20 protein-coding genes and 1 pseudogene are annotated in these 23,212 nt (G+C 55.4%); 18 read left to right on the top strand and 3 right to left on the bottom strand.

All coding sequences use genetic code 11. From position 1 onward, the window contains the following. Window positions 1–57 precede the first annotated feature (57 nt). Window positions 58–1,701: a flagellar hook-associated protein FlgK gene (flgK, locus tag ACG0Z5_RS08595; protein ID WP_394446523.1), complete on the top strand. Its 1,644-nt coding sequence runs from the start codon at window positions 58–60 to the stop codon at window positions 1,699–1,701. A 13-nt stretch (window positions 1,702–1,714) separates the two neighbouring features. After that, window positions 1,715–2,668, top strand: a complete 954-nt coding sequence (gene flgL, locus ACG0Z5_RS08590) for a flagellar hook-associated protein FlgL (protein ID WP_394446522.1) — start codon at window positions 1,715–1,717, stop codon at window positions 2,666–2,668. Window positions 2,669–2,747: 79 nt separating this feature from the next. On the opposite strand, the gene ACG0Z5_RS08585 is transcribed toward flgL, so the two are convergent. Further along, the gene (locus ACG0Z5_RS08585) at window positions 2,748–3,959 is read right to left on the bottom strand and encodes an MFS transporter (protein ID WP_394446521.1); all 1,212 of its coding nucleotides are present in this window, start codon (window positions 3,957–3,959) and stop codon (window positions 2,748–2,750) included. Window positions 3,960–4,052: 93 nt separating this feature from the next. Here ACG0Z5_RS08585 and ACG0Z5_RS08580 point away from each other — a divergent pair. Then, window positions 4,053–5,002: pseudogene (locus ACG0Z5_RS08580) on the top strand (LysR family transcriptional regulator). A 49-nt stretch (window positions 5,003–5,051) separates the two neighbouring features. Here ACG0Z5_RS08580 and rne read toward each other — a convergent pair. Next, entirely contained in the window at window positions 5,052–8,291 is a 3,240-nt protein-coding gene (rne, locus tag ACG0Z5_RS08575) for a ribonuclease E (RefSeq protein WP_394446520.1), read from the bottom strand. 699 nt (window positions 8,292–8,990) lie between these two features. On the opposite strand from rne, the gene rluC reads away from it, so the two are divergent. Further along, window positions 8,991–9,944 (top strand): 23S rRNA pseudouridine(955/2504/2580) synthase RluC, encoded by a 954-nt coding sequence (rluC, locus tag ACG0Z5_RS08570; RefSeq protein ID WP_319629961.1) that lies wholly within the window; start codon window positions 8,991–8,993, stop codon window positions 9,942–9,944. A gap of 44 nt (window positions 9,945–9,988) precedes the next feature. On the opposite strand, the gene ACG0Z5_RS08565 is transcribed toward rluC, so the two are convergent. Next, window positions 9,989–10,573, bottom strand: coding sequence for a Maf family protein (locus ACG0Z5_RS08565; RefSeq protein WP_394446519.1), 585 nt, complete (start codon window positions 10,571–10,573; stop codon window positions 9,989–9,991). A 140-nt stretch (window positions 10,574–10,713) separates the two neighbouring features. Here ACG0Z5_RS08565 and yceD point away from each other — a divergent pair, with 140 nt between their 5' ends. From yceD to ptsG, 14 genes are all read left to right on the top strand, one after another. Beyond that, entirely contained in the window at window positions 10,714–11,235 is a 522-nt protein-coding gene (yceD, locus tag ACG0Z5_RS08560) for a 23S rRNA accumulation protein YceD (RefSeq protein ID WP_319629963.1), read from the top strand. Between the two features lie 16 nt (window positions 11,236–11,251). After that, complete coding sequence (gene rpmF, locus ACG0Z5_RS08555; RefSeq protein WP_003036242.1) at window positions 11,252–11,425, top strand: 50S ribosomal protein L32; 174 nt, start codon at window positions 11,252–11,254, stop codon at window positions 11,423–11,425. A 127-nt stretch (window positions 11,426–11,552) separates the two neighbouring features. Then, a complete protein-coding gene (gene plsX / locus ACG0Z5_RS08550) occupies window positions 11,553–12,587 on the top strand; it encodes a phosphate acyltransferase PlsX (RefSeq protein ID WP_394446518.1) in 1,035 nt (344 codons plus the stop codon). Between the two features lie 6 nt (window positions 12,588–12,593). Beyond that, entirely contained in the window at window positions 12,594–13,547 is a 954-nt protein-coding gene (locus ACG0Z5_RS08545) for a beta-ketoacyl-ACP synthase III (protein WP_394446517.1), read from the top strand. 14 nt (window positions 13,548–13,561) lie between these two features. Then, complete coding sequence (gene fabD / locus ACG0Z5_RS08540; protein ID WP_394446516.1) at window positions 13,562–14,491, top strand: ACP S-malonyltransferase; 930 nt, start codon at window positions 13,562–13,564, stop codon at window positions 14,489–14,491. A 19-nt stretch (window positions 14,492–14,510) separates the two neighbouring features. Then, a complete protein-coding gene (gene fabG, locus ACG0Z5_RS08535; RefSeq protein WP_329702012.1) occupies window positions 14,511–15,245 on the top strand; it encodes a 3-oxoacyl-ACP reductase FabG in 735 nt (244 codons plus the stop codon). A gap of 210 nt (window positions 15,246–15,455) precedes the next feature. Then, window positions 15,456–15,692, top strand: a complete 237-nt coding sequence (acpP, locus tag ACG0Z5_RS08530) for an acyl carrier protein (RefSeq protein WP_319629968.1) — start codon at window positions 15,456–15,458, stop codon at window positions 15,690–15,692. An 88-nt stretch (window positions 15,693–15,780) separates the two neighbouring features. After that, window positions 15,781–17,022 (top strand): beta-ketoacyl-ACP synthase II, encoded by a 1,242-nt coding sequence (fabF, locus tag ACG0Z5_RS08525; protein WP_394446515.1) that lies wholly within the window; start codon window positions 15,781–15,783, stop codon window positions 17,020–17,022. Between the two features lie 113 nt (window positions 17,023–17,135). Beyond that, window positions 17,136–17,951, top strand: a complete 816-nt coding sequence (gene pabC, locus ACG0Z5_RS08520; protein ID WP_394446514.1) for an aminodeoxychorismate lyase — start codon at window positions 17,136–17,138, stop codon at window positions 17,949–17,951. Beyond that, the gene (gene yceG, locus ACG0Z5_RS08515) at window positions 17,948–18,970 is read left to right on the top strand and encodes a cell division protein YceG (RefSeq protein ID WP_394446513.1); all 1,023 of its coding nucleotides are present in this window, start codon (window positions 17,948–17,950) and stop codon (window positions 18,968–18,970) included. The genes pabC and yceG overlap by 4 nt, the downstream gene beginning before the upstream one ends. Next, window positions 18,960–19,601, top strand: coding sequence for a dTMP kinase (gene tmk / locus ACG0Z5_RS08510; RefSeq protein ID WP_394446512.1), 642 nt, complete (start codon window positions 18,960–18,962; stop codon window positions 19,599–19,601). The genes yceG and tmk overlap by 11 nt, the downstream gene beginning before the upstream one ends. Beyond that, window positions 19,598–20,602: a DNA polymerase III subunit delta' gene (holB, locus tag ACG0Z5_RS08505; RefSeq protein ID WP_394446511.1), complete on the top strand. Its 1,005-nt coding sequence runs from the start codon at window positions 19,598–19,600 to the stop codon at window positions 20,600–20,602. Before tmk ends, holB begins: the two co-directional genes overlap by 4 nt. A gap of 55 nt (window positions 20,603–20,657) precedes the next feature. After that, window positions 20,658–21,452: a metal-dependent hydrolase gene (locus tag ACG0Z5_RS08500; protein WP_394446510.1), complete on the top strand. Its 795-nt coding sequence runs from the start codon at window positions 20,658–20,660 to the stop codon at window positions 21,450–21,452. Between the two features lie 299 nt (window positions 21,453–21,751). After that, on the top strand, window positions 21,752–23,188 hold the full coding sequence (ptsG, locus tag ACG0Z5_RS08495; RefSeq protein ID WP_394446509.1) for a PTS glucose transporter subunit IIBC: 1,437 nt from the start codon (window positions 21,752–21,754) through the stop codon (window positions 23,186–23,188). Window positions 23,189–23,212 lie beyond the last annotated feature (24 nt).

Here is a 23,212-nt window from a genome sequence, read left to right as displayed (position 1 = left end):
CGTTCGGTGCCGATAATTCAGGTAAGGACTCGTGTCTAAAAGAATAAAGGAACCTCCATGTCCAGTTTAATGAATAGCGCAATGAGTGGGCTCGGTGCGGCTCAGGCGGCACTGAACACCGTCAGTAATAACATTGCCAGTTATAACGTGTCCGGCTATACCCGCCAGACAACGGTCCTGTCGGCGGCAAACAGCACGCTGGGCGCAGGTGGTTGGGTGGGCAATGGGGTAACGGTCTCCAGCGTACAGCGCGAGTACAACGCTTTTATCACCAATCAGCTGAATGCGGCACAGAACCAGAGCAGTGGCCTGACCACGCGCTATCAGCAGATGTCAAAAATTGATGATTTGTTGTCTGACACCACTAACTCACTTTCAGCCACCCTGCAGGACTTTTACTCCAGCCTGCAAACCCTGGTCAGCAATGCCGAAGATCCGGCTGCGCGTCAGGCGGTGTTGGGCAAATCTCAGGGGCTGGTAAACCAGTTTAAGACCACCGATCAGTATCTGCGTGACCAGGACAAACAGGTCAACGGGGCGATTGTCTCCACCGTGTCGCAGATCAATAACTACGCCCAGCAGATAGCAACTCTCAACGATAAAATTTCCAAACTGACCGGTGTCGGCGCAGGCGCATCGCCTAACGATTTGCTCGATCAGCGTGACCAGTTAGTCAGCCAACTGAACCAGCTGGTCGGCGTGGAAGTGAACGTGCAGGACGGCAGCACCTACAACGTCACCATGGCGAATGGCTATAACCTGGTGCAGGGCAGCAACGCCCGCCAGCTGGCTGCGGTCCCGAGCAGCGCGGACCCGTCACGCACTACGGTGGCGTACGTTGATAACGTCGCGGGCAACATCGAAATCCCGGAAAAACTGCTGAATACCGGTTCCCTGGGTGGCCTGTTGACTTTCCGCACTCAGGATCTCGACCAGACCCGTAACAGCCTGAACCAGATGGCACTGGCGTTTGCGGATGCGTTCAACACTCAGAACAAGGCCGGGATTGACGCTGACGGCAACGTGGGGAAAGACTTCTTCAACATCGGCGGGCCATCGGCGCTGAGTAACACCAAAAATACCGGTTCGGCGACGCTCGGCGTGACCATGACTGACAGCAAGCAGGTGCAGGCCACTGACTATAAGATGAGCTTTGACGGCACCAAATGGCAGGTGACCCGTCTGTCGGACAACACCAGCGTGACCCCGACCGTTGAAACCGACGGCAGTCTGAGTTTTGACGGCCTGAACGTCAAAGTCAGCGGAGCCGCGAACAAAAACGACAGCTTCACCGTGAAGCCGGTCGCCAACGCTATCGTCAACATGAGCGTGGCGCTGAGCGACGCCAGTAAAATTGCGATGGGGATTGACGACGCCGAAACCGGTGAGAGCGATAACCGTAATGGACAGGCGCTGCTCGACCTGCAAAACAGCAAGCTGGTCGGCGGGAATAAAACGGTCAACGATGCCTATGCGGCACTGGTCAGCGACGTGGGGAACAAAACCTCAACGCTCGAAACCAGCAGCACTACTCAGGGCAACGTGGTGACGCAACTAACCAAACAGCAGCAATCCATTTCCGGCGTAAACCTCGACGAAGAGTACGGCAACCTGCAACTGTATCAACAGTACTACCTGGCGAATGCCCAGGTAATGCAAACCGCCAGCACGCTGTTCGACGCGCTGATCAATATTCGCTAAGGAGACGTGACGGATGCGTATTAGCACCTTAATGATGTACCAGCAGACCATGGGCGGCATTACCAACTCCCAGTCTTCCTGGTTGAAATACGGTGAGCAGTTGTCCACCGGCCTGCGGGTAAACCGTCCTTCCGATGACCCGATTTCCGCGTCTCAGGCAGTCGTATTGTCGCAGGCGCAGTCGCAGACTGCCCAGTTTGCCTCGGCGCGCAGCTTCGCGACGCAGCGTATTTCTCAGGAAGAAAATACGCTCTCCTCGGTGACCAGTGCGATTCAGGCTGCGCAGGAAAAAATCGTCTACGCCGGAAACGGCACCCTGAGTGACGATGACCGGTCGTCCTTGGCCACCGATTTACAAGGGATCCGCGACCAGTTGATGAACCTGGCCAACAGCCAGGACGGCAATGGGCGTTATATGTTCGCCGGGTACAAAACGTCTACCGCCCCGTTTGATGCATCGACCGGGACTTACGCGGGCGGCGCCAGCAACGTCGAGCAGCAGGTGGATTCCTCGCGGACCATGGTTATCGGCCACACTGGCGACAAGATTTTTGACACCATCACCAATAACGCGGTGAAAGAGCCGGACGGAAAACCGTCGGAAACCAACCTGTTTACCATGCTGGATACCGCAATTGCGGCCCTGAAAACTCCGGTAGCAGGCGACGATGCGGCCCAGGAAACGGCACAGGCGGCGATTGATAAAACCAACCGTGGATTGCGTAACTCGCTAAACAACGTGCTGAGCGTGCGGGCAGAAGTGGGCACCCAGTTGAATGAACTGGATAAACTGGATGCGCTGGGCGATGACCGTAAACTGAGCCAGACCCAGCAGATGAGCGACCTGGTGAACGTGGACTGGAACTCGACCATCTCCAACTACACCATGCAGCAGGCGGCGCTTCAGGCCTCCTACAAAGCGTTCAGCGATATGCAGGGCATGTTGCTGTTCCAGTTGAATAAGTAAGTTTTAACGGTTTAGAACATGTCTTGAAACTGGCCATGTTCTCTGTGCCCGCGCCACTCACCCCGGCGCGGGCTTTTTTTTAGTTTTGCGGGCAGGTAGCCGACTTTGCGTTACCGAACAGTCGAATCACCAACGCGATAGCCCCGGTCATGACCGCCAGGCTGACGACCGCAGGCCAGCCCGCCATCGCGTACAGTTTGGTCCCCAGCGCTGAACCTAAGGCCATGCCGATAAACACCACCGTGAACAATAGGGCATTCAGTCGGCCACGTGCCTGCGGCTCAAGGCTGTAGACCAGATTCTGGTGCGCGACCAGGCTCGACTGTAAGCCTAAATCAAAGCCGATGGCAGACAGCGCAATCAGCGCCAGCTGCCCGTGTACCGGCAGGTACGGCAGGAAAAACATCAGCGCGAAGGAAAGGGTCACCAGACCTGCACCCAGTTGTGTCACTTTGGCGGCACCGAGTTTATCGGCCAGTCCACCCGCCAGCGGGGCAGCCAATGCCCCGGCCGCACCGGCGATACCGTAGCCCCCGGCGACGGCGCTCCCGAGCTGATAATGTTCAGCCAGCATCACCGCCAGCGTGGACCAGAAGGCGCTGAAGGCCACCGAGAGAAAACCCTGTGCCAGCGCGGCCCGACGCAGTGCCGGAAAGCGCTGCCATAATTGCACCAGCGATCCCATTAGCGCCGGATAGCTCAGGCTGGAGTGGGTACTGAATTTTGGCAATACGCGCCACATCACCAGCCCAATCAGGGCAATGCTTACCGCTGCCGCCTGGTACATTATCCGCCAGCCGTACGTCGCGCCCACGATACCGCTCACGGTACGTGAGAGCAAAATCCCCAGCAGCAGGCCGGTCATTACCGTCCCGACCGTTTTACCTTGTTTCCCGGCGGGGGCAAGAATGGCGGCGGCCGGAACGATATCCTGCGCCATGGTAGCCGTCATCCCAATCAGCAGGCTGACGACCAGCAGGGCGTGCAGCTGGCTGGTGAAACTGCATATCAACAATAGCGCTGCCAGCAACGCACTTTTACCGAGGATCAGCCGACGGCGGTCGTGGCGATCGCCGAGCGGGAGCAGAAACAGAATGCCCAATGCGTAACCCGTTTGGGTCAGGGTAGGGACTAAGCCCATCTGCTCAATGCTCAGATGCAAATCGCTGCCAATCAATGGCAGCAGCGGCTGAGCATAATAAATGGAGGCCACGCTAAACCCGGCCCCAATGGCCAGAATCAAAATAATCCACGCTGCGGGGGCGGGGGATGTTGCCGGTGTGATGTTCATCTTTATTCCTCATTAAGGTATGGAACGCATTGTGATGTGAATCACACTGGCGCGGTAGCGGGCGCAGTGGTAAAACAGCTATACGTCAGGCGTATGAGCAAATAACCATGATAAGAACAGAGCGTATAGACCGGCTGGAACTGATGCGAACCTTTATTCGCATTATCGAAGCGGGGTCGCTGTCGGCGGCGGCGGTGCAGCTTGGCACCACGCAGGCCACGGTGAGCCGACGCTTACAGTCGCTGGAGTCACTGCTCGGGGCGAAGCTGATCCTGCGGTCGACCCATGCGATGAAACTCACCGACGATGGTGAACGGTGCTACCAGCATGCACGCCAGCTGGTGGATAGCTGGCTGGCACTGGAAGACGACTTACAGCTTGCGGACGATAACCCGGTGGGCATATTGCGCGTCAGGGCCCCGCATGCCTTTGGGCAACAGCAGCTGTTGACGCCGCTGGTGGATTTTTTGCAGCGCTATCCGCAGCTCTCGGTGGAGTGGATGCTCAACGATAAGAACGTCGATTTCATGAGTGACAATATCGATTGTGCGATTCGCGTAGGGGCCGAGGTTGACCCGGCCACGGTGTCGGTTCTGCTGGCCGAAGTGCCGCGCAGTCTGGTTATCTCTCCTGATTTGCTGGCAACCACCGCCCAGGTCGTTCATCCATCAGCATTGTCCGAACTGCCGTGGGTGGCGATCAACACCTTTTATCAGCATGACGTGACGTTAAGGCACGCGCAGAGCCGTGAGAGCGTAACGTTCCCCATCGTGCCGCGTCTGAGTACCGACAGCGTGTACGTGGCGCGTAATACGGCTCTGGCGGGGTTGGGTGTGGCGCTGATTTCAAGCTGGACGGTTGAGGAAGATATTGCCCAAGGGAGGCTGATTGAACTGCTGCCTGAGTGGCAAGCGGCGGCGCTGCCGGTGCATCTGGTGTATCCGTGGGCGCGTTATTACCCGGCTCGGCTGCGCAAGTTTCTTGATTTAATGCGCGAGGTGATGCCTAAGCTATCGGGGATGCGTTTACCGATGTCAGAATAAAAAAAACCGCCCGAAGGCGGTTTAGTCGTTTATTTTCGTGCTTTGCAGCTTAGTCCACAGACTGAGGACGGGTCGGACCGGCGGTTGCCGTATGTGTGGCGCTGTGTCCACCGGCAGAACCTTTACCTTCGAAACCGAATTCCGGGCGAACCCAGTCACTCTGGCGCGGCGCTTCTGGAACATATTCCGGCGCTGGCGCACGCGTCATTGGCGCGGTAGCGTGCTTGGTGGCCACCACAGCTGGCTTCTGAGCAATAACCGGCTTGGCGACGGCTTCAACCGCAGGTGCAACCGGAGCAGGTTCTACGGCAGCTGGCTGTTCGGCCATCGCCGGTTCAGCAACCACGTTCTCGGCAACTACAGCAGTTTCCACCTCTTCGGCAATTGCCGGAGTCGCTTCTTCTGCGGTAGCTTCCGCTACAGCGGTGTCTGCTTCGGCAATCACCTGCGGTTGTTCGTTCACCGGGGCGGCAATCACTTCCGGATGTGAGGTTTCAACCACGGGTGCCTGAGGTTCAGCCTGAACGTTCTGTGGGGCGTCAACCACCACCGGTTCAGCCACTGTAACTTCTTCTACTGCTGGCACAACCGGAGCCTGTTCAACCGCCTTCTCAACAACCTGTTCTGCAACAGGTGCCTGAGCCACGGCTTCAACCGGTGCGATTTCAATTACCGACGGAGCGGCTTCCTGCTCGCGGACTTCTTCAACCTGCGCATCGTGCGGGCGAGAAACCGGGTAGGAGATCCACACTTTACCTGACGCCATTTCCGGAGAGGCACAGGCAATCGCCAGTGGCATTGGCGACTGGGCTGGATAACGCTCGTCACGGTAACGACGACGACGCTGACCGCTCACGCGCAGGTGGCGAGGCGAACGACGGGAGCGACGCGGCATACCCGCAGACTCACGGTTTTCGGTGTTTTCTTCTTCCGCAGGGGCTTCAACCACCGCTGGCAGGTCAACTTTTGCCAGTTCAGTGTGTTTCACCGGCGCAGGTTCCGCTGGCGCGATGACGGCAGTACGTACTGCGGTTTCAGCGGCCGTTTCGATACGGATTTTCTGCGACAGATTGCGCGGCTTACGACGCGGCATAGACTGAACGCGTTCTTCCTGCTCAACTTCCTGAACCTGCACAGGGGCTTCTTCGCGTGGCTGAACTTTAACGTCCTGCTGCGGTTGGCGTTTGTCATCGTTACGACGACGGTTACGCTCGCGGCGCGGCTGCTGTTCGTCACGGGATTTCGCTTTATCAGCGTCTTCCACCACGTTCAGCGGACGCGCTTCACGGGTTTCAGCGTTCTGCTGCGGCTTCTCGCGACGGTTGCGGCGGTTATCTTCGCGGCCTTCGGTGTTATCACCCCGGTCACGATTATCGCGGTCATTACGTTCGCCACGGCGATCGTTACGCTCACCGCGGTCATTACGATCGCCACGATCATTGCGGTCACGACGGTTAGACTGACGAGAACGACGGCGATCCTGTGGACGCTCTGATTTCTCTTCTTTCTTCACCGGCTCAGGTTCGGTGGCAACGACTGGCGCTTCACTGCTGAACAGGGATTTCAGTGCTGAGACGAAACGGGACAGCAGGCCAGGCGCCGCAACGGTGGCAGCCGGTGTGGCTTTCTTCGCTTCTGGCGCAGCCGCTTTCGCGGTATCTTCCAGCGGAGCAGGTGGCGCATCCGGCATCACGAAGGTCGCCAGAGCAGGCTGCTCAGGACGTTTACGTTCTGCTGGCTCGTCTTCTGATGGCAGGGCCATTTCTTCTTCGTGCAGTTTCGGCAGCAGGTAGCTCAGAATCTGAGTCTCTTCACCTTTACGCACACGCAGCACAGAGTAATGCGGGGTTTCCATCTGATCGTTCGGAACAACGATGCAGCGGACGCCACCCTGACGGGTTTCGATGGCGCTGATCGCGGCACGCTTTTCGTTCAGCAGGTAAGAGGCCACCTGAACCGGAACAATCGCGTGTACTTCTTGGGTATTCTCTTTCAGCGCTTCTTCTTCAATCAGACGCAGAATGGAGAGTGCCAGCGATTCGTTATCACGGATGGTGCCGGTACCGCTACAGCGTGGGCAGACGTGATGGCTGGATTCACCCAGCGACGGGCTGAGACGCTGACGCGACATTTCCAGCAGACCGAAGCGTGAGATGTGGCTGATTTGAATGCGCGCCCGATCCTGACGAACCGCTTCACGCAGACGGTTTTCAACCGCGCGCTGGTGGCGTACTGGAGTCATATCGATGAAGTCGATAACGATCAGACCGCCGAGGTCGCGCAAACGCAGCTGACGGGCAATTTCGTCTGCCGCTTCAAGGTTGGTGTTGAAGGCGGTTTCTTCGATGTCGCCGCCGCGGGTTGCACGCGCGGAGTTGATATCAATGGCGGTCAGGGCTTCGGTGCTATCGATAACGATAGAGCCGCCAGACGGCAGGCGCACTTCGCGCTGGAACGCAGATTCAATCTGCGATTCAATTTGATAGTGGCTGAACAGCGGGATTTCACCGGTGTAGAGCTTAATTTTGCTGCTGAAATCCGGACGCCCCAGCGCAGAGATGTGCTGGCGAGCCAGCTCAAGCACTTTTGGGTTATCAATCAGGATTTCGCCGATATCCTGGCGCAGGTAATCGCGGAAGGCACGCACGATGACGTTGCTTTCCTGATGGATCAGGAACGGAGCAGGGCGGCTTTCGGAGGCTTTCTGAATGGCTTCCCAGTGTTTCAGACGGAAGCTCAGGTCCCACTGCAGCGCTTCGGCAGATTTGCCGACGCCAGCGGTACGCACAATCAGGCCCATGCCGTCTGGCAGTTGCAGGCTGGAAAGTGCTTCTTTCAGCTCGGTACGGTCGTCACCTTCGATGCGGCGAGAAATACCACCGGCACGCGGGTTGTTCGGCATCAGTACCAGGTAGCTGCCTGCGAGGCTGATAAAGGTGGTCAGAGCCGCGCCTTTGTTGCCGCGCTCTTCTTTATCGATCTGAACAATGACTTCCTGGCCTTCGCGCAGAACATCTTTGATGTTTGGGCGGCCATGCGCATTGTAATTAGCAGGGAAATATTCGCGGGCGATTTCTTTAAGAGGGAGGAAACCATGACGCTCGGCACCGTAATCGACGAATGCGGCTTCAAGGCTAGGTTCAATACGGGTAATTTTGCCTTTGTAGATGTTCGCTTTTTTCTGTTCGTGTCCTGGGCTTTCGATATCCAGATCGTACAGACGCTGCCCATCAACGAGGGCGACACGCAACTCTTCTTGCTGAGTTGCGTTGATTAACATTCTTTTCATCGTAACTTACTCATTATTCTTACATTGACGACTAAGCTACGGGCAGAGTTTTCCTTGCCGGGGGTAAACCGATGGCCTCGTGTCTGTTCACGTCGCCAACCTCACGGTTGTCGCTCGCTTAAGAGGCGCAGAGTGTCGGTAGCCTGCGTTTCTAACGGAACCGCAGCGCAATTATTCAGGGGAACAGCCTGGGAATCATTCTCCAGGGAGGGTTCCTTCTATACTCATTGTCTTTCAAGTCGCAGATGCGTTGGCTTCACCTGCTTACTCCAGCCATCTACTGGAGTAGCGCCTGGATCCCCAGGTTTGCCGCCTTTTCTGCGGCTTGAAATGTTGAGTATCAACCGGTAAGGACTGCAACCCGCAGCCCGCTAACTGTCTGAAAGATAAATACGTCTTACGCCATTGCTGCATAAAAAATCGTTCAGACAAAATGGGTCATTCCGTTTACTAACATGCTTGTATAAACAAGACTCGACACGGAAAACAGCATCATTATTCCCTGCTAACCTTGTTATAGCAAGATGACTTTTACCATTTATCACCCGCTTACTCACAGTTTTTTCACTTTCCGGAACCGATTGCTCTAATAAGCATCAATTCAGTCAGTGAGAATAAAAATGAGCGCCGTGGCGAAGTTAATATAAGCACAGAAAAAGGAGTGGCGCGAATGCCTGTGCCTCTTTAGAATCGCCCCCCATGAAAACTGAGACACCGACCGTAAAAATGGTTGCCATTGCCGACGATGAAGCAGGGCAACGAATAGATAACTTTTTGCGCACCCAGCTGAAGGGCGTGCCGAAAAGCATGATTTACCGCATCCTGCGTAAAGGCGAAGTGCGGGTGAATAAAAAACGCGTCAAGCCAGAATATAAGCTGGAAGCGGGCGATGAAATTCGTATCCCACCGGTGCGCGTGGCCGAGCGTGAAGAAGACGCTGTGTCGCCACATCTGCAGAAAGTGGCCGCGCTGAGCGACGTTATCCTCTATGAAGATGACCACATTCTGGTGCTGAATAAGCCATCAGGCACTGCGGTTCATGGCGGAAGCGGATTGAGCTTCGGGGTGATTGAAGGCCTGCGCGCACTGCGTCCGGAAGCGCGTTTTCTGGAATTAGTGCATCGCCTTGACCGAGATACGTCGGGCGTGCTGCTGGTTGCCAAGAAGCGTTCTGCCCTGCGCTCTCTGCATGAGCAACTGCGTGAAAAAGGGATGCAAAAAGACTATCTGGCGCTGGTGCGCGGGCAGTGGCAATCCCATACCAAAGTGGTGCAGGCCCCGTTGCTGAAAAATATTCTGCAAAGCGGCGAGCGCATTGTGCGGGTGAGCAGTGAGGGTAAACCGTCTGAAACTCGCTTCAAAGTTGAAGAGCGTTTCACTCACGCCACGCTGGTGCGCTGTAGCCCGGTGACTGGTCGTACCCATCAGATCCGTGTGCATACCCTCCATGCGGGTCATCCGATTGCGTTTGATGACCGTTATGGCGATCGTGAGTTCGACAAACAGCTGGCGGGGACCGGACTTAATCGTCTGTTCCTGCACGCGGCGGCGCTGAAATTTACCCATCCGGGTACCGGGGAGACGTTGCGCATCGAAGCCCCAATGGATAACCAGCTAAAACGCTGTTTGCAGGTGCTGCGTAGCCAGAAGTAAAACGACTAACGTAAAGAAACGCCCCGCTTGGGGCGTTTTGCGTTTTAGCGCAGCAGCGGGTTGTACTGCTCGTGTCGGAGCATCTTACACAGCGCAATCAACGGTAGGCCGACCAGGGTGTTCGGGTCACGTCCTTCCAGCCGTTCAAACAGTGAAATCCCCATCCCCTCGCTTTTAAAACTGCCTGCGCAGTTCAGCGGCTGCTCTTTTTGGACGTAATGTTTGATCTCCGCGTCGGTAAGATGACGGAAGTGAACGTCGAACGGTTCGCATTCGGTCTGCAGATGACCGTTAGCGCTGTTATACAGGGCAAGGCCGGTATAGAAGGTGACGACGTGTCCGCTCGCTTCGCGCAGCTGCAGGCGGGCATTTTCTTCAGTATGCGGTTTACCCGTGATTTTCCCGCCCAGGACACACACCTGATCGGAACCAATAATCAGATGCTGAGGGAAGCGTTCTGCTAGCGCTCTCGCTTTAGCCTGCGCTAATCGTAGCACCAGCTGGCGCGGAGATTCACCGGGCAGGGCAAGTTCATCAACCTCAGGTGCGGCACATTCAAAAGGGACTTCGAGCTTTTTTAGCAGCTCGCGGCGATAGGGTGAAGTGGAGGCAAGCACAAGTTGCGACATATTTTTTTATCAGACTCTGGTGATTCGGATTGCGACATTTTAAACTACAGGCCGCAATGTGTGCGAATAATTGGCAAAAGGCGCCTGAGGGTGCCTTTTTCTTTGACTCTATGACGTTACAAAGTTAATATGCGCGCCCTATGCAAAAGGTAAAATTACCCCTGACTCTTGATCCGGTTCGTACGGCTCAAAAACGCCTCGATTACCAGGGTGTCTACACCCCGGAACAGGTGGAGCGTCTTGCCGAGTCTGTGGTCAGTGTGGACAGTGATGTGGAATGCGATATGACATTCGCCATCGACAATCAGCGCCTCGCCGTTATTAAAGGTGATGCGAAGGTTGCGGTGACTCTCGAGTGCCAGCGCTGCGGGAAACCGTTCCCACATGCCGTTCACACAACGTATTGTTTCAGCCCGATCAAAAATATTGAACAGGCGGAAGCACTCCCGGAAGCGTATGAGCCGATTGAAGTTAACGAATTCGGTGAAATCGATCTGCGGGCTTTGGTTGAGGATGAAATCATTCTCTCCTTGCCAGTAGTTCCGGTGCATGATTCTGAACACTGTGAAGTGTCCGACGCGGACATGGTTTTTGGTGAATTGCCTGAAGATGCGCAAAAGCCAAATCCATTTGCCGTATTAGCCAGCTTAAAGCGTAAGTAATTGAGGAGTAAGGTCCATGGCCGTACAACAGAATAAACCAACCCGTTCCAAACGTGGCATGCGTCGTTCCCATGACGCGCTGACCGCAGTTACCAGCCTGTCTGTAGACAAGACTTCTGGTGAACAACACCTGCGTCACCACATCACTGCCGACGGTTTCTACCGCGGTCGCAAGGTAATCGCTAAGTAATCACGCGATACTCGCCGTTTTTCGTGTTGTCCTGCAACGTGAAAGACGAAGAGTATAAGCGTGGTGAAGCTTAGTGAGGATATCCCCGTGTTAACGGGGATACACCAAACCGGGCGGCGACGAAACCTTGACACGTCTGACCTTAGCGTTGGATGTCATGGGGGGCGATTTTGGCCCTTCCGTGACGGTGCCTGCAGCATTGCAGGCACTGCACGCTAACCCACAACTCTCGCTTCTTCTCGTCGGTGACGCCGACACCATAACGCCATTACTCGCCAAAGCTGACTTCGAACAACGTTCACGTCTGCAGATAATCCCTGCCCAGTCAGTTATTGCCAGTGATGCACGCCCGGCTCAGGCGATACGTAATAGCCGGGGAACGTCCATGCGCATCGCGCTGGAGTTGGTTAAAGAAGGGCGCGCAGAAGCCTGTGTCAGTGCCGGAAATACCGGTGCGTTGATGGGGCTCGCAAAATTATTGCTCAAACCTCTCGAAGGGATTGAGCGTCCGGCGTTGATGACGGTTCTGCCACATCAGCAAAAGGGCAAAACTGTGGTGCTCGATTTAGGGGCTAACGTGGATTGTGACAGTACGATGCTGGTGCAATTTGCGGTGATGGGCGCGGTGATGGCCGAAGAAGTGGTGGGCATTACCAACCCACGGGTCGCGCTGCTTAATATCGGTGAAGAAGAGAGCAAAGGTCACGAGAGCATCCAGGATGCCTCGGCGATGCTGAAAACAGTCTCTTCCATCAACTATATTGGTTATCTCGAAGCCAACGAATTATTGACCGGTAAGACGGATGTGCTGGTATGTGACGGTTTTACGGGGAACGTCACATTAAAAACCATGGAAGGCGTTGTCAGAATGTTTCTTTCTTTGCTGAAATCGCAGGGAGAGGGTAAAAAGCGTCCGTGGTGGCTGAAAATTTTGAAACATTGGTTACAAAAAAGCCTCTCCCGGCGATTCAGTCACCTCAACCCCGACCAGTATAATGGCGCCTGTCTGTTAGGATTGCGCGGCACGGTGATTAAGAGTCATGGTGCAGCCAATCAGCGCGCGTTTTGCGTGGCGATTGAACAGGCAGTGCAGGCGGTGCAGCGGCAGGTCCCACAGCGGATCGCCGCTCGCCTCGAATCTGTATTACCACCAAAAGACTGAGCGTACATGTATACGAAGATTATAGGTACCGGCAGCTATCTGCCTGAACAAGTGCGTACCAACGCCGACCTCGAAAAAATGGTAGATACGTCTGACGAGTGGATTGTCACACGCACAGGTATCCGTGAGCGCCGTATTGCCGCGCCAGATGAATCCGTGTCAACGATGGGCTTTGAAGCCGCGAAACGCGCGCTGGAAATGGCTAACATTGACGCTGAACAAATTGGTTTAATCGTCGTTGCGACGACCTCTGCAACTCACGCTTTCCCAAGCGCGGCGTGCCAGATCCAGTCGATGCTCGGCATTAAAGGCTGCCCGGCGTTCGACGTCGCTGCGGCCTGTGCGGGCTTCACCTACGCGCTGAGCGTGGCTGATATGTACGTTAAATCCGGTGCGGTTAAACACGCCCTGGTGATCGGCGCGGACGTGCTGGCCCGTACCTGCGATCCGACCGATCGCGGCACGATTATTATTTTTGGCGATGGCGCAGGTGCCGTCGTGCTGGGCGCTTCTGAGCAGCCGGGCATCATTTCTACCCATCTGCATGCTGATGGCAACTACGGTGAACTGCTCACCCTGCCGAATGCCGATCGCGTTCACCCGGAAAACTCTATTCACCTGACCATGGCAGGGAATGAAGTGTTCAAAGTCGCGGTGAAGGAACTGGCCAACATCGTTGAAGAGACGCTGGCGGCGAACAATCTTGACCGTTCAGAGCTGGACTGGTTGGTGCCGCATCAGGCGAACCTGCGCATTATCAGCGCGACGGCGAAAAAGCTTGGCATGTCGATGGATAACGTTGTGGTCACCCTTGACCGCCACGGCAACACCTCCGCGGCGTCCGTGCCTTGCGCACTGGATGAAGCCGTACGCGACGGGCGTATTAAAGCCGGTCAGCTGGTGCTGCTTGAAGCCTTCGGCGGCGGATTCACCTGGGGCTCCGCACTGGTTCGTTTCTAATTAAGGATTATAAGATGACGCAATTTGCATTTGTGTTTCCGGGACAGGGTTCTCAGGCAGTAGGCATGTTGGCTGAGCTGGCTGCGACTTATCCGATTATTGAAGAAACCTTCGCAGAAGCTTCTGCGGCGCTGGGCTACGATCTGTGGGCGTTAACGCAACAGGGCCCGGCGGAAGAACTGAACAAAACCTGGCAGACTCAGCCAGCGCTGCTGACCGCGTCTGTCGCGCTGTATCGCGTCTGGCAGCAGCAGGGCGGTAAAGCGCCTGCACTGATGGCCGGTCACAGCCTGGGTGAGTACTCTGCGCTGGTGTGTGCCGGTGTGATTGCCTTTGCCGATGCGGTACGTTTGGTCGAACTGCGTGGCAAGTTCATGCAGGAAGCGGTTCCGGAAGGCACCGGTGGCATGTCTGCTATCATTGGCCTGGACGACGCGTCTATCGCGAAAGCCTGTGAAGAAGCTGCCGAAGGGCAGGTGGTGTCTCCGGTGAACTTTAACTCACCGGGTCAGGTGGTTATCGCCGGGCATAAAGAAGCCGTAGAACGGGCGGGTGCGGCATGTAAAGCTGCTGGCGCCAAACGTGCGCTGCCGCTGCCGGTGAGCGTTCCGTCTCACTGTGCGTTGATGAAGCCTGCCGCAGAGAAACTGGCCGCAGAACTGGCAAACATCACCTTTAATGCACCGCAGATTCAGGTTATTAATAACGTGGATGTGAAGTGCGAAACCAATGCTGATGCGATTCGCGATGCGTTGGTTCGTCAGCTCTACAGCCCGGTACAGTGGACCAAAACCGTTGAGTTTATGGCTTCACAGGGCGTTGAGCACCTGTATGAAGTGGGCCCAGGTAAAGTCCTCACCGGTCTGACTAAACGTATTGTTGACACCCTGACTGCGTCGGCCATTAACGAGCCGGCGGCGATGTCTGCGGCGCTTGAGCAATAAGAAGAGGAAAAGCAAAACCATGAGTTTTGAAGGAAAAGTTGCACTGGTTACCGGTGCAAGCCGCGGCATTGGCCGGGCTATCGCTGAGACGCTCGTTGCCCGTGGCGCGAAAGTTGTCGGTACTGCCACCAGCGAAAGCGGTGCTCAGGCCATCAGCGATTATTTAGGTGCAAACGGTAAAGGTCTGATGTTGAATGTGACCGACCCGGCATCTATTGAATCTGTACTGGGAAATATTCGTGCAGAATTTGGCGAAGTGGACATTCTGGTCAATAATGCCGGGATCACTCGTGATAACCTGTTAATGCGAATGAAAGATGATGAGTGGAACGATATCCTCGAAACCAATCTGTCATCAGTTTTCCGTCTGTCAAAAGCGGTAATGCGAGCTATGATGAAAAAGCGTCATGGTCGTATTATCACTATCGGTTCTGTGGTTGGTACCATGGGAAATGCTGGTCAGGCCAACTACGCTGCGGCGAAAGCGGGTTTGATTGGTTTCAGTAAGTCGCTGGCGCGTGAAGTCGCGTCTCGCGGTATTACTGTAAACGTTGTTGCTCCGGGCTTTATTGAAACGGACATGACGCGTGCGCTGTCAGACGATCAGCGTGCGGGTATTCTGGCGCAAGTTCCAGCGGGTCGCCTTGGCGATGCAAAAGAAATCGCCAGTGCGGTTGCATTCTTAGCGTCTGACGAAGCAGGTTACATCTCTGGTGAAACTCTGCACGTCAACGGCGGGATGTATATGGTCTGACCGTAGTTTGCACAAAATGCTCAGGATCCGCACACTCTGTGCGCTTCTGAGTAAGATTACGTGCAAAATGATTTGCGTTATTGGGGCAAACACCCGCAAAATAGCGTAAAATCGTGGTACGACCTGCCGGGATTTAGTTGCAAATTTTTCAACATTTTATACACTACGAAAACCATCGCGAAAGCGAGTTTTGATAGGAAATTTAAGAGTATGAGCACTATCGAAGAACGCGTTAAGAAAATTATCGGCGAACAGCTGGGCGTTAAGCAGGAAGAAGTTACCAACGCAGCTTCCTTCGTTGAAGACTTGGGCGCTGATTCTCTTGACACCGTTGAGCTGGTAATGGCTCTGGAAGAAGAGTTTGATACTGAGATTCCGGACGAAGAAGCTGAGAAAATCACCACCGTTCAGGCTGCCATTGATTACATCAACGGTCACCAGGCGTAAGTGAACATCTCCAGGCGGTCATTCGACCGCCTGAGTTTTATCTTTTTGTCCCACATTTCTCTTTTTTATCCCTCCCTGGAGGACAAGCGTGTCTAAGCGTCGTGTAGTTGTGACCGGACTTGGCATGTTGTCTCCTGTCGGCAATACCGTAGAGTCCACCTGGAAATCTCTTCTTGCCGGTCAGAGCGGCATCAGCCTAATCGACCATTTCGATACTACCGCCTATGCAACGAAATTTGCTGGCTTAGTAAAGGATTTTAACTGTGAAGACATTATCTCGCGTAAAGAACAGCGCAAGATGGATGCCTTTATTCAATATGGAATTGTCGCTGGCGTACAGGCCATGCAGGATTCTGGCCTTGAAGTGACGGAAGAGAACGCCTCGCGTATCGGTGCTGCTATTGGCTCCGGCATCGGCGGACTCGGCTTGATCGAAGAGAACCACAGTTCACTGGTTAAGGGTGGTCCACGTAAGATCAGTCCATTCTTCGTACCGTCCACGATTGTTAACATGGTGGCAGGTCACCTGACCATCATGTTCGGGCTGCGCGGCCCAAGTATTTCCATTGCCACGGCGTGCACCTCAGGTGTACACAACATCGGTCATGCGGCACGAATGATTGCCTATAACGATGCTGATGCCATGCTGGCCGGTGGTGCTGAAAAAGCGAGTACGCCTCTGGGTGTTGGCGGTTTCGGTGCAGCGCGTGCGCTGTCGACCCGCAATGACAACCCGCAGGCGGCAAGCCGTCCGTGGGACAAAGACCGTGATGGCTTCGTGCTGGGCGACGGTGCGGGCATCATCATGCTCGAAGAGTACGAACACGCGAAGAAACGTGGCGCGAAAATCTATGCTGAAATCGTCGGTTTCGGCATGAGTAGCGATGCGTACCACATGACGTCTCCACCAGAAAACGGTGCAGGTGCCGCCCTGGCAATGGTGAACGCAATCCGCGACGCGGGTATCGAACCTGGCCAGATTGGCTACGTCAATGCGCACGGTACATCAACGCCAGCTGGCGATATCGCCGAAGCACAGGCGGTGAAATCGGTGTTTGGTGAGGCAGCAAGCCGTATTATGGTCAGCTCCACCAAGTCAATGACTGGTCACCTGCTGGGCGCTGCGGGCGCGGTTGAATCAATCTACTCGATTCTGGCCCTGCGCGATCAGGCTGTTCCGCCAACCATCAACCTGGATAACCCAGAAGAGGGTTGTGACCTCGACTTCGTGCCACACGAAGCGCGTCAGGTCAGCGGCATGGAATACACGCTGTGTAACTCCTTCGGCTTTGGTGGTACCAACGGATCTCTGATCTTCAAAAAGGTCTGATCTTCCGTTAGCGATGAAAAAGGCCTGCGATGCAGGCCTTTTCTTTAAGCTTTCTCCGCTTGAGAAAGCGTGTTCCCCCTGCCAGGCTAACGGGTCACTGATAAGGAGCCGCTATGTTCTTGATAAACGGTGTGGAACAGGATTCTCTCGCCGCCAACGATCGCAGTATCCAGTTTGGCGACGGCTGCTTTACCACCGCCCGCATCCGCAACGGCAACCTCCTGTTTTTTGAGCAGCATCTCCGTCGCTTGCAGGATACCTGTCGCGCGCTGATGATCCCGTTTGTAGACACCACAATGCTCGCACACGAGATGCAGTCCCTGGCGCAGAAACACTGTGACGGCGTGCTTAAAGTCATCATTACCCGCGGTAGCGGAGGGCGAGGTTACAGTCCTTCAGCCTGTCAGACGCCTGTGCGCATTCTCTCTGTTTCGCCTGCTCCTGCTCATTATCCGCGCTGGCAACAGCAGGGTATTACCCTCGCGTTAAGTCCCGTTCATCTCGGGCGCAATCCCGCATTGGCAGGCTTGAAACACCTGAACCGCCTCGAGCAGGTGCTGATCCGCGCGCATCTTGAACAGACAGACGCTGATGAGGCCCTGGTTCTTGACAGTGAAGGGTGGGTTACGGAATGCTGTGCGGCTAATTTATTCTGGCGTGCGGGCGATACCGTTTTCACTCCGCGCCTCGACCATGCGGGTGTCAGGGGCATTATGCGCCAGCACTGTCTGGCGTTGCTGGCACAAAGCCGTTATCGCGTTGTCGAAATTAATGCCCGGGAAGACGCCGTGCGTCAGGCGGATGAAGTGCTGATTTGTAATACGCTGATGCCCGTTATTCCTGTGAATCAGTTTGCTGACGCTCGCTATCTTTCACGCGAGCTGTTCGAATTTTTGGCCCCACTTTGTGAGCAATCGACTAAGTCATGAAGAAAATGTTTCGGTTTGTCCTCCTGCTGTTGGTGATGTTTGCGATTGCTGCAGGCGTTGGGATGTGGAAAGTTCGCCAGTTGGCGAACAGTAAAATTCTGATTAAAGATGAGACTATCTTTACCCTTAAAGCCGGGACCGGGCGCATGGCGCTGGGCGACGCGCTGTATGCGGAAAAAGTGATTAATCGACCTCGCGTGTTCCAGTGGCTGCTGCGCGTTGAGCCTCAACTGTCGCACTTTAAAGCCGGGACCTACCGTTTTACGCCGGGTATGAGCGTGCGTGACATGCTGCAGCTGCTGGCCAGCGGCAAAGAGGCACAGTTCCCGTTGCGCTTCGTGGAAGGGATGCGCGTCAGTGATTACCTCAAACAGCTGCGTGAAGCGCCCTACGTGAAGCACACGCTGAAGGATGACAGCTATGCCACCCTGGCTGAAGCGCTGAAGCTTGAACATCCTGACTGGGTGGAAGGCTGGTTCTGGCCTGATACCTGGATGTATACCGCCCATACCACCGATTTGCAGATCCTCAAACGTGCGCACCTGAAAATGGTCAATGCCGTTGAGAGCGCCTGGAAAGGCCGGGCGGACAATCTGCCGTATCAGGATCAAAACCAACTGGTGACCATGGCCTCGATTATCGAAAAAGAGACCGCCGTAGCCGCGGAGCGCGACAAAGTGGCGTCGGTGTTTATCAACCGGCTGCGGGTCGGTATGCGTCTGCAAACCGATCCAACGGTTATTTATGGCATGGGCGAGCGCTATAATGGCAAGCTAAGCCGCAAAGATCTCGAGACCCCAACGGCGTATAATACCTATGTGATTGCCGGGATGCCGCCGGGCCCGATTGCCACGCCGGGGGAAGCCTCGCTCAACGCTGCGGCACATCCGGCGAAAACGCCCTATCTCTATTTTGTCGCCGACGGTAAAGGTGGCCACACGTTTAATACCAATCTGGCGAGCCACAACCGCTCGGTACAGGATTATCTGAAAGCACTTAAGGAAAAAAATGCGCAGTAAGTATATCGTCATCGAAGGCCTGGAAGGCGCAGGTAAAACCACCGCACGTAATCTGGTGGTCGAAACCCTCGAGCAGATGGGCGTCCGTGATTTGGTGTTTACCCGCGAGCCGGGCGGCACAATTCTCGCGGAAAAACTGCGCAGTCTGGTGCTGGATATCAAATCCGTCGGCGACGAAGTGATCACCGACAAAGCGGAAGTGCTGATGTTCTATGCTGCCCGCGTACAGTTGGTCGAAACGGTCATTAAGCCGGCGCTGGCAGAAGGTAAGTGGGTGATTGGCGATCGCCATGACCTCTCGACTCAGGCGTATCAGGGCGGCGGTCGGGGTATCGATCAGCATCTGTTGGCTACGCTGCGCGACGCGGTGCTGGGGGATTTCCGTCCGGACCTTACGCTGTATCTGGATGTCACTCCGGAAGTGGGTCTCAAACGCGCCCGCGCGCGCGGTGACCTGGACCGTATCGAGCAGGAATCCTTCAATTTCTTCCATCGCACGCGCGCCCGTTATCTTGAACTGGCGGCGAACGATCCATCCATTCGCACTATCGACGCCACTCAGCCGCTGCAGACCGTGAGGCAGAACATTCGCACGACCCTGATTGCCTGGATTGAGGAGCAGGGCGCATGAAATGGTATCCGTGGCTGCGCCCGCCGTTCGAGCAGCTGGTTGCTAGCTACCAGTCCGGACGCGGCCATCACGCCCTGTTAGTGCAGGCGCTGCCCGGTCTGGGCGCGGATGCGCTGGTGTACGCCCTGGTACGATTCCAGATGTGCCACACGCCGGACGGACAGAAAAGCTGCGGAAAATGCCATAGCTGTCAGCTGATGCAGGCGGGCACCCATCCGGATTATTATCACTTAGCGCCGGAAAAGGGCAAAAACACCCTGGGGATCGACGCGGTACGTGCCATCACCGAAAAACTCTACGAACGTGCCCGCCTCGGCGGGGCGAAAGTGGTGTGGGTCAGCGATGCGGCACAGTTGACGGAAGCCGCAGCGAATGCGCTGTTAAAAACCCTGGAAGAGCCGCCGGAAAACACCTGGTTCTTCCTGCAATGTGAAGAACCTGCCCGCCTGCTGGCGACACTGCGCAGTCGCTGCCGTCATTTCCATCTGGCACCCCCGGCTGAAAACTACGGTCTGGCATGGCTGGGCAGGGAGGTGACAACGTCACAAGAAGGTTTACTCACCGCCTTACGCCTGACGGCCGGCGCGCCCGCAGCGGCGCTGGAACTGCTGGACGAGTCGCGTTTTGCCCCTCGGCAACAACTTTGTACGGCGCTGGACGGCGCGTTGCAAAGCGGTGACTGGTTGTCGCTGCTGCCCGTACTCAATCACGACAGCGTGGCGGAGCGCCTGTACTGGCTCACCTCCCTCCTGCTGGATGCCCAGAAGATGCAGCAGGGCATCTCCCTGTTGACCAACGTCGATGTATGGACTCTGGTGCAGCGTGTGGCGAATCACCTTTCACCGGCGCGACTGCAGGCGATGACCCATGACGCCTGTGAATGCCGTGAACAGCTGTTAAATGTCACCGGACTGAACCGCGAGCTGATGCTCAACGACCGCTTATTACGCTGGGAACACTGGCAGCAACCCGCCAGCATGTTGCCCCTGGCTCACTTGTAGAACGCTCATCTGTAAGCCATTCACCTGTCATAAGAAATCTTAAGAGAGAGACATTATGTTTTTAGTCGACTCGCACTGCCATCTTGATGGCCTGGATTATCAATCACTGCATAAGGACGTGGACGACGTGCTGGCGAAAGCCGCCGCCCGTGACGTGAAGTTTTGCCTGGCGGTGGCGACTACGCTGCCGGGTTATCGCAGCATGCGTGAGCTGGTCGGCGAGCGCGATAACGTGGTCTTCTCCTGCGGCGTTCACCCGCTTAATCAGGATGAGGATTATGACTTCGCCGAATTGCGGCGGATGGCAGCAGAAGAGGGTGTAGTCGCGATGGGCGAAACCGGCCTCGACTATTATTACACCCCGGAAACGAAAGCCCGCCAGCAGGCCTCTTTTGCCGAGCACATCCGCATTGGTCGCGAGCTGAACAAGCCGGTTATCGTCCATACCCGTGATGCACGGGAAGATACGCTCGCTATTCTGCGCGATGAAAAGGTGACGGATTGCGGGGGCGTACTACACTGTTTCACAGAGGACAGGGAGACCGCGGGGAAATTGCTCGATCTGGGGTTCTATATCTCGTTTTCCGGCATCGTCACCTTCCGCAACGCCGAACAGCTACGCGATGCGGCGCGATACGTGCCGGTTGACCGAATGCTGGTTGAAACCGATTCACCGTACCTGGCCCCGGTTCCGCATCGGGGAAAAGAGAACCAGCCGGCGATGACCCGCGATGTCGCAGAATACATGGCCGTACTGAAAGGGGTATCCCTTGAACAGCTGGCGCAACAGACCACTGAAAACTTCGCCACGCTGTTCCATATCGACCCCTCCCGCCTGCGATCTGCCTGATTCGTCAGCTTATTTTAAAGCTCGTAATTAATACCCAAAGCGAGTAAAGTTCACCGCCTCAAAAAGGGCGGCGAACCCTCTCTTTGTAATGAGTAGAAACAACTTTTGTAAAATAATGCAAGTTTTAAGTGGATTGCTGGCTGAAACGTGATGGCTGTCAAACAAAAATAAACCGATTTATTTTACTCTGCGTAATAAATAAAAGGACGCTTAGATGTCCTGTACACGGCGAGGTTCTCCCCCCCTCGCCAATGCGTGAAAGCGTAAAAAAAGCACAAATACTCAGGAGCACTCTCAATATGTTCAAGAATGCATTTGCTAACCTGCAGAAGGTCGGTAAATCGCTGATGCTGCCGGTATCCGTACTGCCCATCGCAGGTATCCTGCTGGGCGTCGGTTCTGCAAACTTCAGCTGGCTGCCAGCCGTCGTCTCTCATGTTATGGCTGAAGCAGGCGGTTCTGTTTTTGCAAACATGCCGCTTATCTTCGCAATCGGTGTGGCCCTCGGCTTCACCAACAACGATGGCGTTTCGGCGCTGGCTTCCGTTGTCGCCTACGGCATCATGGTGAAAACCATGGCAGTGGTTGCGCCTCTGGTTCTGCATTTACCTGCGGAAGAGATTGCAGCGAAACACCTGGCCGATACCGGTGTTCTCGGCGGTATCATCTCGGGTGCCATCGCGGCGTACATGTTCAACCGCTTCTACCGTATCAAGCTGCCTGAGTATCTGGGCTTCTTCGCTGGTAAGCGCTTTGTTCCGATCATCTCTGGTCTGGCTGCCATCTTCACCGGCGTGGTGCTGTCCTTCATCTGGCCACCGATTGGTACGGCTATCCAGACCTTCTCTCAGTGGGCTGCATACCAGAACCCGGTAGTCGCGTTCGGTATCTACGGCTTCATTGAACGTTGCCTGGTACCATTCGGTCTGCACCACATCTGGAACGTTCCTTTCCAGATGCAGATTGGTGAATACACCAATGCCGCAGGCCAGGTGTTCCACGGTGATATCCCACGTTACATGGCAGGTGACCCAACTGCAGGCAAACTGTCTGGCGGCTTCCTGTTCAAAATGTACGGTCTGCCGGCTGCTGCCATTGCCATCTGGCACTCAGCAAAACCTGAGAACCGTGCGAAAGTGGGCGGTATCATGATCTCCGCAGCGCTGACCTCGTTCCTGACCGGTATCACCGAGCCGATCGAGTTCTCCTTCATGTTCGTTGCGCCGATCCTGTACATCATTCATGCGGTACTGGCTGGTCTGGCATTCCCAATCTGTATCCTGCTGGGTATGCGTGACGGGACGTCCTTCTCTCATGGTCTGATCGACTTCGTGGTACTGTCTGGTAACAGCAGCAACCTGTGGCTGTTCCCGATTGTGGGTCTGTGCTATGCCGCGGTGTACTACACCGTGTTCCGTGTGCTGATTAAAGCACTGGATCTGAAGACGCCAGGTCGTGAAGATGCAACCGAAGATAGCAAAGCTGGCGCAGCTGGCGGCGAAATGGCTCCGGCTCTGGTCGCAGCTTTCGGCGGTAAAGAAAACATCACTAACCTCGACGCATGTATTACCCGTCTGCGTGTCAGCGTTGCCGATGTGGCAAAAGTTGACCAGGCTGGCCTCAAGAAATTGGGTGCGGCAGGTGTGGTTGTTGCAGGCTCCGGCGTTCAGGCAATTTTCGGCACCAAGTCCGATAACCTGAAAACCGAGATGGATGAGTACATCCGCAACAACTAAGCAGTGAGTGGGGAGAAAACTAAG

Origin of the sequence: Scandinavium sp. M-37, assembly GCF_043558715.1 — a bacterium.
In the GTDB taxonomy this organism is placed as follows: Bacteria; Pseudomonadota; Gammaproteobacteria; order Enterobacterales; family Enterobacteriaceae; genus Scandinavium; species Scandinavium vulneris_A.
The sequence above is the reverse complement of the archived record's forward strand: the minus strand, read 5'-3'. Positions and strand labels throughout refer to the sequence as shown.

Excerpts from the sequence above, each read along its gene's own strand:
- flgK (WP_394446523.1), top strand. The coding sequence starts at position 58 with ATGTCCAGTTTAATGAATAGCGCAATGAGTGGGCTCGGTGCGGCTCAG.
- yceD (WP_319629963.1), top strand. The coding sequence starts at position 10,714 with ATGCAAAAGGTAAAATTACCCCTGACTCTTGATCCGGTTCGTACGGCT.
- rpmF (WP_003036242.1), top strand. The coding sequence starts at position 11,252 with ATGGCCGTACAACAGAATAAACCAACCCGTTCCAAACGTGGCATGCGT.
- tmk (WP_394446512.1), top strand. The coding sequence starts at position 18,960 with ATGCGCAGTAAGTATATCGTCATCGAAGGCCTGGAAGGCGCAGGTAAA.
- holB (WP_394446511.1), top strand. The coding sequence starts at position 19,598 with ATGAAATGGTATCCGTGGCTGCGCCCGCCGTTCGAGCAGCTGGTTGCT.
- fabD (WP_394446516.1), top strand. The coding sequence starts at position 13,562 with ATGACGCAATTTGCATTTGTGTTTCCGGGACAGGGTTCTCAGGCAGTA.
- rne (WP_394446520.1), bottom strand. The coding sequence starts at position 8,291 with ATGAAAAGAATGTTAATCAACGCAACTCAGCAAGAAGAGTTGCGTGTC.
- ACG0Z5_RS08585 (WP_394446521.1), bottom strand. The coding sequence starts at position 3,959 with ATGAACATCACACCGGCAACATCCCCCGCCCCCGCAGCGTGGATTATT.
- pabC (WP_394446514.1), top strand. The coding sequence starts at position 17,136 with ATGTTCTTGATAAACGGTGTGGAACAGGATTCTCTCGCCGCCAACGAT.
- rluC (WP_319629961.1), top strand. The coding sequence starts at position 8,991 with ATGAAAACTGAGACACCGACCGTAAAAATGGTTGCCATTGCCGACGAT.
- yceG (WP_394446513.1), top strand. The coding sequence starts at position 17,948 with ATGAAGAAAATGTTTCGGTTTGTCCTCCTGCTGTTGGTGATGTTTGCG.
- ptsG (WP_394446509.1), top strand. The coding sequence starts at position 21,752 with ATGTTCAAGAATGCATTTGCTAACCTGCAGAAGGTCGGTAAATCGCTG.
- ACG0Z5_RS08565 (WP_394446519.1), bottom strand. The coding sequence starts at position 10,573 with ATGTCGCAACTTGTGCTTGCCTCCACTTCACCCTATCGCCGCGAGCTG.
- acpP (WP_319629968.1), top strand. The coding sequence starts at position 15,456 with ATGAGCACTATCGAAGAACGCGTTAAGAAAATTATCGGCGAACAGCTG.
- fabG (WP_329702012.1), top strand. The coding sequence starts at position 14,511 with ATGAGTTTTGAAGGAAAAGTTGCACTGGTTACCGGTGCAAGCCGCGGC.
- ACG0Z5_RS08500 (WP_394446510.1), top strand. The coding sequence starts at position 20,658 with ATGTTTTTAGTCGACTCGCACTGCCATCTTGATGGCCTGGATTATCAA.
- flgL (WP_394446522.1), top strand. The coding sequence starts at position 1,715 with ATGCGTATTAGCACCTTAATGATGTACCAGCAGACCATGGGCGGCATT.
- ACG0Z5_RS08545 (WP_394446517.1), top strand. The coding sequence starts at position 12,594 with ATGTATACGAAGATTATAGGTACCGGCAGCTATCTGCCTGAACAAGTG.